The 17489-nt window shown below is 45.2% G+C and carries 6 protein-coding genes, 6 rRNA genes and 1 riboswitch; all 12 genes read left to right on the forward strand.

Annotation, left to right across the window (positions count from 1 at the left end):
* Positions 1-328: 328 nt before the first annotated feature.
* Positions 329-1879, forward strand: a 16S ribosomal RNA gene (locus ACSVDH_RS01845).
* 234 nt (positions 1880-2113) lie between these two features.
* Positions 2114-5045, forward strand: a 23S ribosomal RNA gene (locus ACSVDH_RS01850).
* A 206-nt stretch (positions 5046-5251) separates the two neighbouring features.
* A 5S ribosomal RNA gene (gene rrf, locus ACSVDH_RS01855) occupies positions 5252-5367 on the forward strand.
* The 16S, 23S and 5S rRNA genes sit together here, the layout of an rRNA operon.
* A gap of 1073 nt (positions 5368-6440) precedes the next feature.
* Entirely contained in the window at positions 6441-8096 is a 1656-nt protein-coding gene (locus ACSVDH_RS01860; RefSeq protein ID WP_439253840.1) for a DUF6044 family protein, read from the forward strand.
* 16 nt (positions 8097-8112) lie between these two features.
* A complete protein-coding gene (locus ACSVDH_RS01865; protein ID WP_439253839.1) occupies positions 8113-9132 on the forward strand; it encodes a glycosyltransferase family 2 protein in 1020 nt (339 codons plus the stop codon).
* 329 nt (positions 9133-9461) lie between these two features.
* Positions 9462-11012, forward strand: a 16S ribosomal RNA gene (locus ACSVDH_RS01870).
* A gap of 234 nt (positions 11013-11246) precedes the next feature.
* A 23S ribosomal RNA gene (locus tag ACSVDH_RS01875) occupies positions 11247-14178 on the forward strand.
* A gap of 206 nt (positions 14179-14384) precedes the next feature.
* Positions 14385-14500: ribosomal RNA gene (rrf, locus tag ACSVDH_RS01880) — 5S ribosomal RNA — on the forward strand.
* Positions 14501-14837: 337 nt separating this feature from the next.
* On the forward strand, positions 14838-15380 hold the full coding sequence (locus ACSVDH_RS01885) for a DUF2179 domain-containing protein (protein WP_299094381.1): 543 nt from the start codon (positions 14838-14840) through the stop codon (positions 15378-15380).
* On the forward strand, positions 15377-15577 hold the full coding sequence (locus ACSVDH_RS01890; protein ID WP_299094382.1) for an NETI motif-containing protein: 201 nt from the start codon (positions 15377-15379) through the stop codon (positions 15575-15577). The genes ACSVDH_RS01885 and ACSVDH_RS01890 overlap by 4 nt, the downstream gene beginning before the upstream one ends.
* Before the next feature lie 86 nt (positions 15578-15663).
* A riboswitch (purine riboswitch) is annotated at positions 15664-15765 on the forward strand.
* Positions 15766-15883: 118 nt separating this feature from the next.
* On the forward strand, positions 15884-16372 hold the full coding sequence (gene purE, locus ACSVDH_RS01895; protein ID WP_439253733.1) for a 5-(carboxyamino)imidazole ribonucleotide mutase: 489 nt from the start codon (positions 15884-15886) through the stop codon (positions 16370-16372).
* Complete coding sequence (gene purK / locus ACSVDH_RS01900; protein WP_439253732.1) at positions 16359-17489, forward strand: 5-(carboxyamino)imidazole ribonucleotide synthase; 1131 nt, start codon at positions 16359-16361, stop codon at positions 17487-17489. Before purE ends, purK begins: the two co-directional genes overlap by 14 nt.

Raw genomic sequence — 17489 nt, forward strand, 5'->3', positions numbered from 1 at the left:
CAAAGAACGCCTTCTATTCATGAGCGTCTTATTTGCCCTAGGCTGATCAAGGCGCTTGCGCTTTTCTTATAAAAAACACTTGCTAACAGGTAAAGGGCGTGATATAGTATAAAACGTTGCTGCTGAAACAATGCAGTAATAAATGAAATAAAAAAACAAAAAATAACTTGACTCGATTAATGAGGTTTGTTATTATAAAGAGGTTGCTTCTGAGAGATGCAACTGAACATGATCTTTGAAAACTAAACAAAACCAAGCGTGCCAACGTTAATTTCGATTAACAAACAACGTACTAACTAGTACATTTTTTATGAGCTATATCAACTCTTTATTGGAGAGTTTGATCCTGGCTCAGGACGAACGCTGGCGGCGTGCCTAATACATGCAAGTCGAGCGAATCTGAGGGAGCTTGCTCCCGATGATTAGCGGCGGACGGGTGAGTAACACGTGGGTAACCTGCCTGTAAGATTGGGATAACTCCGGGAAACCGGAGCTAATACCGGATAATATTTCGAACCGCATGGTTCGAAATTGAAAGGTGGCTTTTGCTACCACTTACAGATGGACCCGCGGCGCATTAGCTAGTTGGTGAGGTAACGGCTCACCAAGGCAACGATGCGTAGCCGACCTGAGAGGGTGATCGGCCACACTGGGACTGAGACACGGCCCAGACTCCTACGGGAGGCAGCAGTAGGGAATCTTCCGCAATGGACGAAAGTCTGACGGAGCAACGCCGCGTGAGCGAAGAAGGCCTTCGGGTCGTAAAGCTCTGTTGTTAGGGAAGAACAAGTACCGTTCAAATAGGGCGGTACCTTGACGGTACCTAACCAGAAAGCCACGGCTAACTACGTGCCAGCAGCCGCGGTAATACGTAGGTGGCAAGCGTTGTCCGGAATTATTGGGCGTAAAGCGCGCGCAGGCGGTTTCTTAAGTCTGATGTGAAAGCCCACGGCTCAACCGTGGAGGGTCATTGGAAACTGGGGAACTTGAGTGCAGAAGAGGAGAGTGGAATTCCACGTGTAGCGGTGAAATGCGTAGAGATGTGGAGGAACACCAGTGGCGAAGGCGACTCTCTGGTCTGTAACTGACGCTGAGGCGCGAAAGCGTGGGGAGCGAACAGGATTAGATACCCTGGTAGTCCACGCCGTAAACGATGAGTGCTAAGTGTTAGAGGGTTTCCGCCCTTTAGTGCTGCAGCAAACGCATTAAGCACTCCGCCTGGGGAGTACGGTCGCAAGACTGAAACTCAAAGGAATTGACGGGGGCCCGCACAAGCGGTGGAGCATGTGGTTTAATTCGAAGCAACGCGAAGAACCTTACCAGGTCTTGACATCCTTCGCTACTTCTAGAGATAGAAGGTTCCCCTTCGGGGGACGAAGTGACAGGTGGTGCATGGTTGTCGTCAGCTCGTGTCGTGAGATGTTGGGTTAAGTCCCGCAACGAGCGCAACCCTTGATCTTAGTTGCCAGCATTCAGTTGGGCACTCTAAGGTGACTGCCGGTGACAAACCGGAGGAAGGTGGGGATGACGTCAAATCATCATGCCCCTTATGACCTGGGCTACACACGTGCTACAATGGATGGTACAAAGGGCTGCAAGACCGCGAGGTCAAGCCAATCCCATAAAACCATTCTCAGTTCGGATTGCAGGCTGCAACTCGCCTGCATGAAGCCGGAATCGCTAGTAATCGCGGATCAGCATGCCGCGGTGAATACGTTCCCGGGCCTTGTACACACCGCCCGTCACACCACGAGAGTTTGTAACACCCGAAGTCGGTGGGGTAACCGCAAGGAGCCAGCCGCCTAAGGTGGGACAGATGATTGGGGTGAAGTCGTAACAAGGTAGCCGTATCGGAAGGTGCGGCTGGATCACCTCCTTTCTAAGGAAAATGAGGCTCGCTTGGTTTTTGTTTAGTTTTGAGAGATCATTTACGATCTTTCATTATATGTAAGAAAAAGACATAGGAGTTTAAATGCTTATAGCATTTGTGCATCCTGTGCTTTATGTTCCTTGAAAACTAGATAACGATAACAATTCAAGTAATTCACTGAGTTTAAACGCTTATTTTTAGTGATTCTCTTAATAATTAGTAAATGACATCTTCGATGTCAAAGGTTAAGTTGTTAAGGGCGCACGGTGGATGCCTTGGCACTAGGAGCCGATGAAGGACGGTACTAACACCGATATGCTTCGGGGAGCTGTAAGTAAGCTTTGATCCGGAGATTTCCGAATGGGGAAACCCGCTGTTCGTAATGGAACAGTATCTTTACCTGAATCCATAGGGTAATGAAGGCAGACCCGGGGAACTGAAACATCTAAGTACCCGGAGGAAGAGAAAGCAAACGCGATTTCCTGAGTAGCGGCGAGCGAAACGGAAGAAGCCCAAACCAAGAGGCTTGCCTCTTGGGGTTGTAGGACACTCTATTAGGAGTTACAAAGGAACGGGGTAAATGAAGCGGTCTGGAAAGGCCCGTCATAGAAGGTAACAACCCTGTAGTTGAAACTTCGTTCCCTCCAGAGTGGATCCTGAGTACGGCGGGACACGTGAAATCCCGTCGGAAGCAGGGAGGACCATCTCCCAAGGCTAAATACTCCCTAGTGACCGATAGTGAACCAGTACCGTGAGGGAAAGGTGAAAAGCACCCCGGAAGGGGAGTGAAAGAGATCCTGAAACCGTGTGCCTACAAGTAGTCAAAGCCCGTTAATGGGTAATGGCGTGCCTTTTGTAGAATGAACCGGCGAGTTACGATCCCGTGCAAGGTTAAGTTGAAGAGACGGAGCCGCAGCGAAAGCGAGTCTTAAATAGGGCGAATGAGTACGTGGTCGTAGACCCGAAACCAGGTGATCTACCCATGTCCAGGGTGAAGTTCAGGTAACACTGAATGGAGGCCCGAACCCACGCACGTTGAAAAGTGCGGGGATGAGGTGTGGGTAGCGGAGAAATTCCAATCGAACTTGGAGATAGCTGGTTCTCTCCGAAATAGCTTTAGGGCTAGCCTTGAATTAAGAGTCTTGGAGGTAGAGCACTGATTGGACTAGGGGCCCCCATCGGGTTACCGAATTCAGTCAAACTCCGAATGCCAAAGACTTATGTTCAGGAGTCAGACTGCGAGTGATAAGATCCGTAGTCAAGAGGGAAACAGCCCAGACCACCAGCTAAGGTCCCAAAGTATACGTTAAGTGGAAAAGGATGTGGAGTTGCTTAGACAACCAGGATGTTGGCTTAGAAGCAGCCACCATTTAAAGAGTGCGTAATAGCTCACTGGTCGAGTGACTCTGCGCCGAAAATGTACCGGGGCTAAACGTATCACCGAAGCTGTGGACTGTTCTTTTAGAACAGTGGTAGGAGAGCGTTCTAAGGGCTGTGAAGCTAGACCGTAAGGACTAGTGGAGCGCTTAGAAGTGAGAATGCCGGTATGAGTAGCGAAAGAGGGGTGAGAATCCCCTCCACCGAATGCCTAAGGTTTCCTGAGGAAGGCTCGTCCGCTCAGGGTTAGTCGGGACCTAAGCCGAGGCCGAAAGGCGTAGGCGATGGCCAACAGGTTGAAATTCCTGTACCACCTCCTCACCGTTTGAGCAATGGGGGGACGCAGAAGGATAGGGTAAGCGCGCTGTTGGATTAGCGCGTCCAAGCAGTTAGGCTGACAACGAGGCAAATCCCGTTGTCACATAAGCTGAGCTGTGATGGCGAGGGAACTATAGTACCGAAGTTCCTGATTCCACACTGCCAAGAAAAGCCTCTAGCGAGGTGTGAGGTGCCCGTACCGCAAACCGACACAGGTAGGCGAGGAGAGAATCCTAAGGTGAGCGAGAGAACTCTCGTTAAGGAACTCGGCAAAATGACCCCGTAACTTCGGGAGAAGGGGTGCTTTTTAGGGTGAATAGCCCGGAAAAGCCGCAGTGAATAGGCCCAGGCGACTGTTTAGCAAAAACACAGGTCTCTGCGAAGCCGCAAGGCGAAGTATAGGGGCTGACGCCTGCCCGGTGCTGGAAGGTTAAGGGGAGAGGTTAGCGCAAGCGAAGCTTTGAACTGAAGCCCCAGTAAACGGCGGCCGTAACTATAACGGTCCTAAGGTAGCGAAATTCCTTGTCGGGTAAGTTCCGACCCGCACGAAAGGCGTAACGATCTGGGCACTGTCTCAACGAGAGACTCGGTGAAATTATAGTACCTGTGAAGATGCAGGTTACCCGCGACAGGACGGAAAGACCCCGTGGAGCTTTACTGTAGCCTGATATTGAATTTTGGTACAGCTTGTACAGGATAGGTAGGAGCCTGAGAAGCCGGAGCGCCAGCTTCGGTGGAGGCGTCGGTGGGATACTACCCTGGCTGTATTGAAATTCTAACCCGCGGCCCTTATCGGGCCGGGAGACAGTGTCAGGTGGGCAGTTTGACTGGGGCGGTCGCCTCCTAAAATGTAACGGAGGCGCCCAAAGGTTCCCTCAGAATGGTTGGAAATCATTCGCAGAGTGTAAAGGCACAAGGGAGCTTGACTGCGAGACCTACAAGTCGAGCAGGGACGAAAGTCGGGCTTAGTGATCCGGTGGTTCCGCATGGAAGGGCCATCGCTCAACGGATAAAAGCTACCCCGGGGATAACAGGCTTATCTCCCCCAAGAGTCCACATCGACGGGGAGGTTTGGCACCTCGATGTCGGCTCATCGCATCCTGGGGCTGTAGTCGGTCCCAAGGGTTGGGCTGTTCGCCCATTAAAGCGGTACGCGAGCTGGGTTCAGAACGTCGTGAGACAGTTCGGTCCCTATCCGTCGTGGGCGCAGGAAATTTGAGAGGAGCTGTCCTTAGTACGAGAGGACCGGGATGGACGCACCGCTGGTGTACCAGTTGTCTTGCCAAAGGCATAGCTGGGTAGCTATGTGCGGAAGGGATAAGTGCTGAAAGCATCTAAGCATGAAGCCCCCCTCAAGATGAGATTTCCCTGTTACTTTGTAACGTAAGATCCCTGAAAGATGATCAGGTTGATAGGTCAGAGGTGGAAGCGCGGTGACGTGTGGAGCTGACTGATACTAATCGATCGAGGACTTAACCTATTTAGAAAAGCGGAAGAAGCCCGTTCAAATCCATAGGGAATTGGAGCGATCGAGCAGAAGTCGTACTTTGACTTCGCCCGAGAGAGTGAAATTACCGTAGGATTTGGCTTCTGGAGCTGGACAACGTAGAAAAGCGTAAACTCAGTAAATGAATTGTATAATCGTTATCTAGTTTTGAAGGAACATGCCTTCAAACTTCATATTTATCTGGTGACGATGGCGAAGAGGTCACACCCGTTCCCATGCCGAACACGGAAGTTAAGCTCTTCAGCGCCGATGGTAGTTGGGGGTCTCCCCCTGTGAGAGTAGGACGTTGCCAGGTAAGAAGATGAAAAGATCAGTAGAGATACTGGTCTTTTTTGATATTTAGAGTAATAAAAACCGTAAGGTTTATTAGAAAAAGCAGAAATCAAAGTAACCCTTCTAGCCTGAGGCTTGGGAGAAGCAAGAAGGTCGAGGAAGTGCAGAGAGAGAAGACCGGAATGTGCGTTCTTCGGGCACATGAGGATCTGAACGAACAAGCTGACGAAGAGATTCGCCGCTTATCGCAAGCCGAATCCGAACACGGAAGTTAAGCTCTCGGCGCCGATGGTAGTTGGGGGTCTCCCCCTGTGAGGGTAGGACGTTGCCAGGTAAGAAGATGAAAAGATCAGTAGAGATACTGGTCTTTTTTGATATTTAGAGTAATAAAAACCGTAAGATTTATTAGAAAAAGCAGAAATCAAAGTAACCCTTCTAGCCTGAGGCTTGGGAGAAGCAAGAAGGTCGAGGAAGTGCAGAGAGAGAAGACCGGAATGTGCGTTCTTCGGGCACATGAGGATCTGAACGAACAAGCTGACGAAGAGATTCGCCGCTTATCGCAAGCCGAATCCGAACACGGAAGTTAAGCTCTCGGCGCCGATGGTAGTTGGGGGTTTCCCCCTGTGAGAGTAGGACGTTGCCAGGTAAGAGGAAAAAAGAACAGTAGAGATACTGGTCTTTTTTGATATTTAGAGTAATAAAAACCGTAAGGTTTATTTAGAAAAAGCAGAAATCAAAGTGAACACTACTAGCATGGATAATATCTGGAAAAGGACAAAAAAGATCAGTAGAAAGATACTGGTCTTTTTTATAATACCAGAATTTATATATTTTCTTAACATAGCTTGCGTTTCTGAATCTAGCTCCAAGCGCCATCGGCTCGAGGTCATAAGGTGAACAGGAATTGAAGGTAAAGAACACCTTCTCTTCCTGTTCACCTTATGCTTGTCGCCGATAGGCAGGCGCCTTGCGCTTTTTTTATTTCTAGAATAAACGAACTTTCAGGTATTTTTCTCCTGTTTATGCAAATGTTAATAGTAAATTACATGTAATGCTCTTTATTTTGAGGTGTAAATAGTGTCTTTTAGATATGTTATGACTGAAAAGAAGTTATTTATTTTAGCATTTATCATGATCGGTATATACTTATCACCACTTTATATTTTAGGGGAAAATGCTCACATTAGAGTCCATGATAATCTTGATTCAAATATAGCTTGGTATAAGGTGCTAAGTGAAAGTGGGAAATTACTTGCCCCTGTTGATTCAACAGTTCCTCAAATAATTAATGGGCTGCCCAGAAATGCATACGGGACAGAATTTAGCCTGATTGTTTGGTTATATGCTATTTTTCCAACTATGTTTGCTTATGCATTAAGTCAAACAATTACTAGAGTTTTTGCCTTTATTGGCATGTACATTCTACTTAGGGATCATTTTATACAAAATAAAGATTATATTGTCATCAATGTTGGAGTTGCATTAGCTTTTTCTTTGACACCATTTTGGCCATCCGGAATGCTGAGTACTTTAGGGATGCCATTAGCTCTATGGGCATTCTTACATATTAGAAATGGACAAAGAACGTGGAAACAATATCTTGTTTTAACATTACTGCCTTTTTATTCGAGTATTGTATTGGGCTTTTTCTTTTTCTTATTTGCTATAGGGGTATTTTGGTTAGTTGACTTTTTAAGAGGGAAGCGGAACTGGCACTTTTTATTAGCTCTTATCTATATGTCACTGTTATATGTAGTTGTTGAGTATCGATTATTTTATTCTTTTTTGTTTGATGATGAACCTAATAGTAGAGATGAATACTTCCATGCGAGACTTCCTTTATGGAGGGTCATTCGTTTAACATTTAAAAATTTCATTTTAGGTCATAACCATGTGATGACAGTTCACAGTCTTTTTATTATGACGGTGCTTTTATTGGGACTTTATCTGGTCATAACAAAAAAATTATGGAAACAGGAAAAAGCATTTACTTTCCTTTTAGTTTTTAACTTTATATTGTCTGCGTGGTATGCATTTTGGTTTTATAAAGGTTGGCTTCCACTAACTCAGAAATTTCATTTTTTGGATACGTTTAATTTTGCAAGGTTTCATTTTCTTCGTCCGTTAGTTATTTATGTTGGTTTTGCATTAGGATTAAAAATTATATGGGATCATCGAAAAGGATGGAAACATTATGCGATTAGTCTATTAATTGCTCAGATTCTTTTATTATTTTGTTTTAATGATGAGGTCATCTATCGAAAGAAACCTTCTGTAGCTGAATTTTATTCAGTAGAGCTTTTTGAGGATATTAAGTCATATATTGGTTTGTCTATAGAGGATTATCGTGTTGCCAGTATTGGGATCCATCCTGCTATTGCTCAATATAATGGATTTTACACCCTTGATACATATAACAATTTTTACCCTCTCACATACAAGTATAAGTTTAGAAAAATTATTGAAAAAGAGCTATTTAAAAACAAAACGATTAGAACTTACTTTGATGAGTGGGGAGGACGTTGTTATATTTTTACTGATGAGTTGGGAAAGCATTATATGTTTAAGAAAAATTCCAAAAAAACGTTAAAAAATCTAGAGTTGAATATGGATACCTTCAAAGAGTTGGGCGGTATATACATTTTTTCAGCAGTTCCAATCGAAAATGCAAAGGAAAATCAGCTCCTATTAGAACGAACGTTTCAATCCGATTTATCGGTATGGAAAATCTATTTATATAAAGTCTTGTGATCCTGGAGGTTATGTAATGGTTGAACCTATTCTTACAATTGTAGTTCCGTGTTATAACGAAGAGGATGTTTTAACAGAGACAATACATCAGCTTAATGAGAAAATAGACTATTTAATTGATGAAAAGTTGATTTCTGCCCAGAGTAAAATCTTATTTGTTGATGATGGAAGCAAAGATAGAACTTGGTCAATTATTTATAAAGAAAGTTTAAACAATCAGAAAGTACATGGACTTAAGCTGGCAAGAAATGTCGGACATCAAAATGCCCTATTTGCTGGACTGGTAACTGCAAAAAACACATCTGATTGTGTAGTTTCTATAGATGCTGATCTTCAAGATGATGTAAATAGTATCAGAGAGTTTATTTTAAAGTACAAAGAAGGATTTGATATTGTTTATGGGGTTCGGAAAAAGCGGGATACTGATGGTCTATTCAAAAGGACCACAGCGGAATCTTTTTATAAACTAATGCAAAAAATGGGTGTTAATCTAATCTATAACCATGCTGATTACCGTTTAATGAGCAAGAGAGCAATTGAGGAATTGGAACGGTTTGAAGAAGTGAATTTGTTTTTAAGAGGAATCGTACCATTAATAGGATTTGCTTCAACGTCAGTATATTATGACCGTAAAGAGCGCTTTGCTGGAGATTCAAAATATCCTTTGAAAAAAATGATGTCCTTTGCATTTGAAGGTATTACCTCATTTTCGGTTACTCCAATTCGTTTTGTCTTATTGCTTGGATTCTTATCATTTTTTACAAGTTTATTATTTGGCTCTTATTTTATTACATTAAAGTTTATTGGAGAAACGGAAACAGGATGGACCTCATTAATCACATCAATCTGGTTAATTGGCGGATTACAATTAATTGCAATCGGCCTGATCGGAGAGTATATAGGCAAAATATATAAAGAATCAAAGCGTCGCCCCAAATATTCTGTAGATATTAATACGTATAGTCTTACCCAACAGTTGATTGAAAGGGACATGCAAACTATTTCAGATGTTCAAGGTAATAGAGAGTTGCATTAGCATTTAAAACTTCTTCTATAAAATACCAGTTGTAAAATGATGAATTAATTGTTATGATAGTTAACAGTCAATAACACTTATGCAATAACGTTTGACAATTTATTTTATTATTGTTAAGATTAGTATCTGTCGTTTTTAAAGTTGAAATAATTTATTGTAAAAAAGTTGTTGACATGTTATTGAGAAAATAGTATTATTAAATTCCGGCCTTATGAGGGGCTGGGCAAGAGACAATGATCTTTGAAAACTAAACAAAACCAAGCGTGCCAACGTTAATTTCGATTAACAACGTACTAAAATAGTACATTATTATGAGCTATATCAACTCTTTATTGGAGAGTTTGATCCTGGCTCAGGACGAACGCTGGCGGCGTGCCTAATACATGCAAGTCGAGCGAATCTGAGGGAGCTTGCTCCCGATGATTAGCGGCGGACGGGTGAGTAACACGTGGGTAACCTGCCTGTAAGATTGGGATAACTCCGGGAAACCGGAGCTAATACCGGATAACATTTCGAACCGCATGGTTCGAAGTTGAAAGGTGGCTTTTGCTACCACTTACAGATGGACCCGCGGCGCATTAGCTAGTTGGTGAGGTAACGGCTCACCAAGGCAACGATGCGTAGCCGACCTGAGAGGGTGATCGGCCACACTGGGACTGAGACACGGCCCAGACTCCTACGGGAGGCAGCAGTAGGGAATCTTCCGCAATGGACGAAAGTCTGACGGAGCAACGCCGCGTGAGCGAAGAAGGCCTTCGGGTCGTAAAGCTCTGTTGTTAGGGAAGAACAAGTACCGTTCAAATAGGGCGGTACCTTGACGGTACCTAACCAGAAAGCCACGGCTAACTACGTGCCAGCAGCCGCGGTAATACGTAGGTGGCAAGCGTTGTCCGGAATTATTGGGCGTAAAGCGCGCGCAGGCGGTTTCTTAAGTCTGATGTGAAAGCCCACGGCTCAACCGTGGAGGGTCATTGGAAACTGGGGAACTTGAGTGCAGAAGAGGAGAGTGGAATTCCACGTGTAGCGGTGAAATGCGTAGAGATGTGGAGGAACACCAGTGGCGAAGGCGACTCTCTGGTCTGTAACTGACGCTGAGGCGCGAAAGCGTGGGGAGCGAACAGGATTAGATACCCTGGTAGTCCACGCCGTAAACGATGAGTGCTAAGTGTTAGAGGGTTTCCGCCCTTTAGTGCTGCAGCAAACGCATTAAGCACTCCGCCTGGGGAGTACGGTCGCAAGACTGAAACTCAAAGGAATTGACGGGGGCCCGCACAAGCGGTGGAGCATGTGGTTTAATTCGAAGCAACGCGAAGAACCTTACCAGGTCTTGACATCCTTCGCTACTTCTAGAGATAGAAGGTTCCCCTTCGGGGGACGAAGTGACAGGTGGTGCATGGTTGTCGTCAGCTCGTGTCGTGAGATGTTGGGTTAAGTCCCGCAACGAGCGCAACCCTTGATCTTAGTTGCCAGCATTCAGTTGGGCACTCTAAGGTGACTGCCGGTGACAAACCGGAGGAAGGTGGGGATGACGTCAAATCATCATGCCCCTTATGACCTGGGCTACACACGTGCTACAATGGATGGTACAAAGGGCTGCAAGACCGCGAGGTCAAGCCAATCCCATAAAACCATTCTCAGTTCGGATTGCAGGCTGCAACTCGCCTGCATGAAGCCGGAATCGCTAGTAATCGCGGATCAGCATGCCGCGGTGAATACGTTCCCGGGCCTTGTACACACCGCCCGTCACACCACGAGAGTTTGTAACACCCGAAGTCGGTGGGGTAACCGCAAGGAGCCAGCCGCCTAAGGTGGGACAGATGATTGGGGTGAAGTCGTAACAAGGTAGCCGTATCGGAAGGTGCGGCTGGATCACCTCCTTTCTAAGGAAAATGAGGCTCGCTTGGTTTTTGTTTAGTTTTGAGAGATCATTTACGATCTTTCATTATATGTAAGAAAAAGACATAGGAGTTTAAATGCTTATAGCATTTGTGCATCCTGTGCTTTATGTTCCTTGAAAACTAGATAACGATAACAATTCAAGTAATTCACTGAGTTTAAACGCTTATTTTTAGTGATTCTCTTAATAATTAGTAAATGACATCTTCGATGTCAAAGGTTAAGTTGTTAAGGGCGCACGGTGGATGCCTTGGCACTAGGAGCCGATGAAGGACGGTACTAACACCGATATGCTTCGGGGAGCTGTAAGTAAGCTTTGATCCGGAGATTTCCGAATGGGGAAACCCGCTGTTCGTAATGGAACAGTATCTTTACCTGAATCCATAGGGTAATGAAGGCAGACCCGGGGAACTGAAACATCTAAGTACCCGGAGGAAGAGAAAGCAAACGCGATTTCCTGAGTAGCGGCGAGCGAAACGGAAGAAGCCCAAACCAAGAGGCTTGCCTCTTGGGGTTGTAGGACACTCTATTAGGAGTTACAAAGGAACGGGGTAAATGAAGCGGTCTGGAAAGGCCCGTCATAGAAGGTAACAACCCTGTAGTTGAAACTTCGTTCCCTCCAGAGTGGATCCTGAGTACGGCGGGACACGTGAAATCCCGTCGGAAGCAGGGAGGACCATCTCCCAAGGCTAAATACTCCCTAGTGACCGATAGTGAACCAGTACCGTGAGGGAAAGGTGAAAAGCACCCCGGAAGGGGAGTGAAAGAGATCCTGAAACCGTGTGCCTACAAGTAGTCAAAGCCCGTTAATGGGTAATGGCGTGCCTTTTGTAGAATGAACCGGCGAGTTACGATCCCGTGCAAGGTTAAGTTGAAGAGACGGAGCCGCAGCGAAAGCGAGTCTTAAATAGGGCGAATGAGTACGTGGTCGTAGACCCGAAACCAGGTGATCTACCCATGTCCAGGGTGAAGTTCAGGTAACACTGAATGGAGGCCCGAACCCACGCACGTTGAAAAGTGCGGGGATGAGGTGTGGGTAGCGGAGAAATTCCAATCGAACTTGGAGATAGCTGGTTCTCTCCGAAATAGCTTTAGGGCTAGCCTTGAATTAAGAGTCTTGGAGGTAGAGCACTGATTGGACTAGGGGCCCCCATCGGGTTACCGAATTCAGTCAAACTCCGAATGCCAAAGACTTATGTTCAGGAGTCAGACTGCGAGTGATAAGATCCGTAGTCAAGAGGGAAACAGCCCAGACCACCAGCTAAGGTCCCAAAGTATACGTTAAGTGGAAAAGGATGTGGAGTTGCTTAGACAACCAGGATGTTGGCTTAGAAGCAGCCACCATTTAAAGAGTGCGTAATAGCTCACTGGTCGAGTGACTCTGCGCCGAAAATGTACCGGGGCTAAACGTATCACCGAAGCTGTGGACTGTTCTTTTAGAACAGTGGTAGGAGAGCGTTCTAAGGGCTGTGAAGCTAGACCGTAAGGACTAGTGGAGCGCTTAGAAGTGAGAATGCCGGTATGAGTAGCGAAAGAGGGGTGAGAATCCCCTCCACCGAATGCCTAAGGTTTCCTGAGGAAGGCTCGTCCGCTCAGGGTTAGTCGGGACCTAAGCCGAGGCCGAAAGGCGTAGGCGATGGCCAACAGGTTGAAATTCCTGTACCACCTCCTCACCGTTTGAGCAATGGGGGGACGCAGAAGGATAGGGTAAGCGCGCTGTTGGATTAGCGCGTCCAAGCAGTTAGGCTGACAACGAGGCAAATCCCGTTGTCACATAAGCTGAGCTGTGATGGCGAGGGAACTATAGTACCGAAGTTCCTGATTCCACACTGCCAAGAAAAGCCTCTAGCGAGGTGTGAGGTGCCCGTACCGCAAACCGACACAGGTAGGCGAGGAGAGAATCCTAAGGTGAGCGAGAGAACTCTCGTTAAGGAACTCGGCAAAATGACCCCGTAACTTCGGGAGAAGGGGTGCTTTTTAGGGTGAATAGCCCGGAAAAGCCGCAGTGAATAGGCCCAGGCGACTGTTTAGCAAAAACACAGGTCTCTGCGAAGCCGCAAGGCGAAGTATAGGGGCTGACGCCTGCCCGGTGCTGGAAGGTTAAGGGGAGAGGTTAGCGCAAGCGAAGCTTTGAACTGAAGCCCCAGTAAACGGCGGCCGTAACTATAACGGTCCTAAGGTAGCGAAATTCCTTGTCGGGTAAGTTCCGACCCGCACGAAAGGCGTAACGATCTGGGCACTGTCTCAACGAGAGACTCGGTGAAATTATAGTACCTGTGAAGATGCAGGTTACCCGCGACAGGACGGAAAGACCCCGTGGAGCTTTACTGTAGCCTGATATTGAATTTTGGTACAGCTTGTACAGGATAGGTAGGAGCCTGAGAAGCCGGAGCGCCAGCTTCGGTGGAGGCGTCGGTGGGATACTACCCTGGCTGTATTGAAATTCTAACCCGCGGCCCTTATCGGGCCGGGAGACAGTGTCAGGTGGGCAGTTTGACTGGGGCGGTCGCCTCCTAAAATGTAACGGAGGCGCCCAAAGGTTCCCTCAGAATGGTTGGAAATCATTCGCAGAGTGTAAAGGCACAAGGGAGCTTGACTGCGAGACCTACAAGTCGAGCAGGGACGAAAGTCGGGCTTAGTGATCCGGTGGTTCCGCATGGAAGGGCCATCGCTCAACGGATAAAAGCTACCCCGGGGATAACAGGCTTATCTCCCCCAAGAGTCCACATCGACGGGGAGGTTTGGCACCTCGATGTCGGCTCATCGCATCCTGGGGCTGTAGTCGGTCCCAAGGGTTGGGCTGTTCGCCCATTAAAGCGGTACGCGAGCTGGGTTCAGAACGTCGTGAGACAGTTCGGTCCCTATCCGTCGTGGGCGCAGGAAATTTGAGAGGAGCTGTCCTTAGTACGAGAGGACCGGGATGGACGCACCGCTGGTGTACCAGTTGTCTTGCCAAAGGCATAGCTGGGTAGCTATGTGCGGAAGGGATAAGTGCTGAAAGCATCTAAGCATGAAGCCCCCCTCAAGATGAGATTTCCCTGTTACTTTGTAACGTAAGATCCCTGAAAGATGATCAGGTTGATAGGTCAGAGGTGGAAGCGCGGTGACGTGTGGAGCTGACTGATACTAATCGATCGAGGACTTAACCTATTTAGAAAAGCGGAAGAAGCCCGTTCAAATCCATAGGGAATTGGAGCGATCGAGCAGAAGTCGTACTTTGACTTCGCCCGAGAGAGTGAAATTACCGTAGGATTTGGCTTCTGGAGCTGGACAACGTAGAAAAGCGTAAACTCAGTAAATGAATTGTATAATCGTTATCTAGTTTTGAAGGAACATGCCTTCAAACTTCATATTTATCTGGTGACGATGGCGAAGAGGTCACACCCGTTCCCATGCCGAACACGGAAGTTAAGCTCTTCAGCGCCGATGGTAGTTGGGGGTCTCCCCCTGTGAGAGTAGGACGTTGCCAGGTAAGAAGATGAAAAGATCAGTAGAGATACTGGTCTTTTTTGTATTATTTAAAGTTCATTGTTGTTCTTGTCACTATGCTGAATGATCAAAAGGCTTGTGATTCCTGCGGGACAACAGGACAGGGGAAGTTTTACAAAGTCCATTTAAAAAGATGAAAATTATTCAGATATAGCTTTTTGATTTCCTTATATCTGAATAGTCAATAAACATTAGGAGACGATAACAATATCTATAAGGTAAAGAGCAGCTTATAAATGAATAACTTTTACCATTGTATCCGTAAAAAAATTTTAGTAAAATATAGCCTAATTTATTGTTTAACCTAAGGAGGAGTTTTGTTGCTTCACAACAGTATTACAATGGTAATCATCATTTTGCTCATTAATATTGTTTATGTCTCATTTTTTACGATCAGAATGATATTAACGTTAAAAGGACAACGTTATTTAGCTGCATTTATAAGTATGTTTGAGGTTATCATTTATGTAGTTGGTCTCGGGTTAGTACTCGATAATTTAAATGAAATTCAAAATTTAATTGCCTACGCGATGGGTTATGGACTTGGCGTCATAGTAGGGATGAAAATAGAAGAGAAGCTAGCGCTTGGGTATATTACGGTTAATGTTATTTCAACTGAACATGAAAAGGATTTGCCGAAGCAATTACGTGAGAAAGGTTTTGGGGTAACCAATTGGATGGCAAACGGATTAGAGGGAGATCGTTTGTCAATGCAAATTTTAACGCCAAGAAAATATGAGCTAAAGCTTTATCAAACCATTAAGGAACTTGATCCAAAGGCATTTATTATTGCCTATGAGCCGAAAACCATTCATGGCGGGTTCTGGGTTAAGGCTGTTCGGAAAGGGAGAATTAAGGTATGACATCGAAGCCGAAAAAGAAAAAATTTATTGTGGAAGAGCATGAATCCATTGATGATTGTCTCAATCGTATGCGTGAAGAAGGTTATTTCCCTGTTAGAAGAATGGAACAGCCTATTTTTAAAGAAGAAATCAGAGATCACATTGTTGAACATGTACCATGTGGCAGAGAAATTGTTTTTGAAGGAAAACTGCTGTAAAAACCGAACATTAACAAAGCAAAAAAATAAATCGTTCGATTTTACGTTGACATCGATTATCTTCATTGTTAATATAGACATGTAAATAAGTGATTAACGTTAAACCTCATATATAATTGGGAATATGGCCCAGAAGTTTCTACCCGTTGACCGTAAATCAACGGACTATGAGGGAAAGTGTACGTATAAACGATTCGGATGGAAAGTTTGAATGTCCGGGCTCGGTATACTGTACTTTCTCTATAAGGTGAGAAAGTATAGATATCGAGCCTTTTGTGTATAAGTAATACAAAAGGTGGGAAAAAAATGAAGCCGTTTGTTGGGGTTATAATGGGAAGTACATCTGACTGGGAAACTATGAAGCATGCATGTGAAATCTTGGATGAATTAGAGGTTCCCTATGAAAAGAAGGTAGTATCTGCACACCGTACTCCAGATTACATGTTTGAGTATGCAGAGAATGCAAGAAATAGAGGTCTAAAGGTCATTATCGCGGGAGCAGGCGGTGCAGCACATCTTCCAGGAATGGTTGCAGCAAAAACCACTCTTCCAGTGATTGGTGTCCCTGTTCAATCAAAGGCGTTAAACGGTCTTGACTCATTACTATCTATTGTCCAAATGCCAGGAGGTGTCCCGGTAGCAACCGTTGCGATCGGTAAAGCAGGTGCTACGAATGCAGGATTGCTTGCAGCGGAAATCCTTTCTACAAGTGATCAGGACTTGGCGAACAAATTGGACGCTAGAAGAGAAGAGCTTCGTTTAAAGGTACTAGAAAGCAGTGATGAACTTGAATAATAAGAGAATTCTCCCTGGATCGACAATCGGAATAATTGGAGGAGGGCAGCTTGGCCGGATGATGGCGATTGCTGCCAGACAACTTGGCTATCGCATTGCTGTTTTAGATCCGACAGAAGATTGCCCATGCGGCCAGCTTGCAGATATCGAGATAACAGCAGCTTACGATGATTTAGAAGCAATAAAAAAACTGGCTGAAGTCAGTGATATCATCACATATGAATTTGAAAATATCGATTATACAGCTTTGCGTTGGCTGGAGGAGAATGCAAATTTACCTCAAAAAAGTTCATTGCTGCTGCTTACTCAAGATCGTGAAACAGAAAAAGCGGCAATTGAAAAGGCCGGCTGTGAAGTAGCCACCTATCGGATTATTCATAACGAGGAAGAGCTGTCAGAAGCGATAGAGGCTATACAGTTCCCGAGTGTGTTAAAGACATGCAGAGGCGGTTATGACGGAAAGGGACAAGTTGTCCTCCGCATAGAAGATGATTTTGCTGAAGCTAAGAAACTATTAAAGCATGGTACATGCATCCTTGAGAAATGGGTTCCTTTTGAAAAAGAAATTTCAGTTATAGTGACAAGATCTGTAAACGGTGAAACAAAAACGTTCCCAGTAGCTGAAAATATTCATAAAGATAATATTTTATATCAAAGTATTGTACCAGCAAGAGTGCCTGAAGAAATTAAAATAAAAGCGCAGCAATTAGCCATTAAGCTTTCAAATAGCTTTGGACTTGTTGGGACACTTGCTGTAGAAATGTTTCTAACAAAAGATGGAGAGATTTATATTAATGAATTAGCTCCGCGTCCGCATAATTCAGGTCATTATACGATTGACTTATGTGAGACAGATCAATTTGAACAGCATATTCGTGCGGTTTGTAATCTTCCTTTAGGACGTACAACTTTATTACAAAGTGGTATGATGGTAAATCTCTTGGGAGAAGATTTAACTATAATCAATGATCATATCTCATTTCTTGAAACGGCTAAGCTTCACCTTTATGGAAAGAAGGAGCCGGTTGCGAAACGGAAAATGGGACATATTACGTTTATTAGTGAATCAATCGAGAAAGATATCGAAAAGATCAACCATATTTGGGGTAAAAACTAG

The organism is Metabacillus sp. Hm71 (genome assembly GCF_051842955.2).
Taxonomy (GTDB): domain Bacteria; phylum Bacillota; class Bacilli; order Bacillales; family Bacillaceae; genus Metabacillus.

Coding starts and splice junctions, on each gene's coding strand:
- ACSVDH_RS01860 (WP_439253840.1), top strand. CDS start 6,441: ATGACTGAAAAGAAGTTATTTATTTTAGCATTTATCATGATCGGTATA.
- ACSVDH_RS01865 (WP_439253839.1), top strand. CDS start 8,113: ATGGTTGAACCTATTCTTACAATTGTAGTTCCGTGTTATAACGAAGAG.
- ACSVDH_RS01890 (WP_299094382.1), top strand. CDS start 15,377: ATGACATCGAAGCCGAAAAAGAAAAAATTTATTGTGGAAGAGCATGAA.
- purE (WP_439253733.1), top strand. CDS start 15,884: ATGAAGCCGTTTGTTGGGGTTATAATGGGAAGTACATCTGACTGGGAA.
- purK (WP_439253732.1), top strand. CDS start 16,359: ATGAACTTGAATAATAAGAGAATTCTCCCTGGATCGACAATCGGAATA.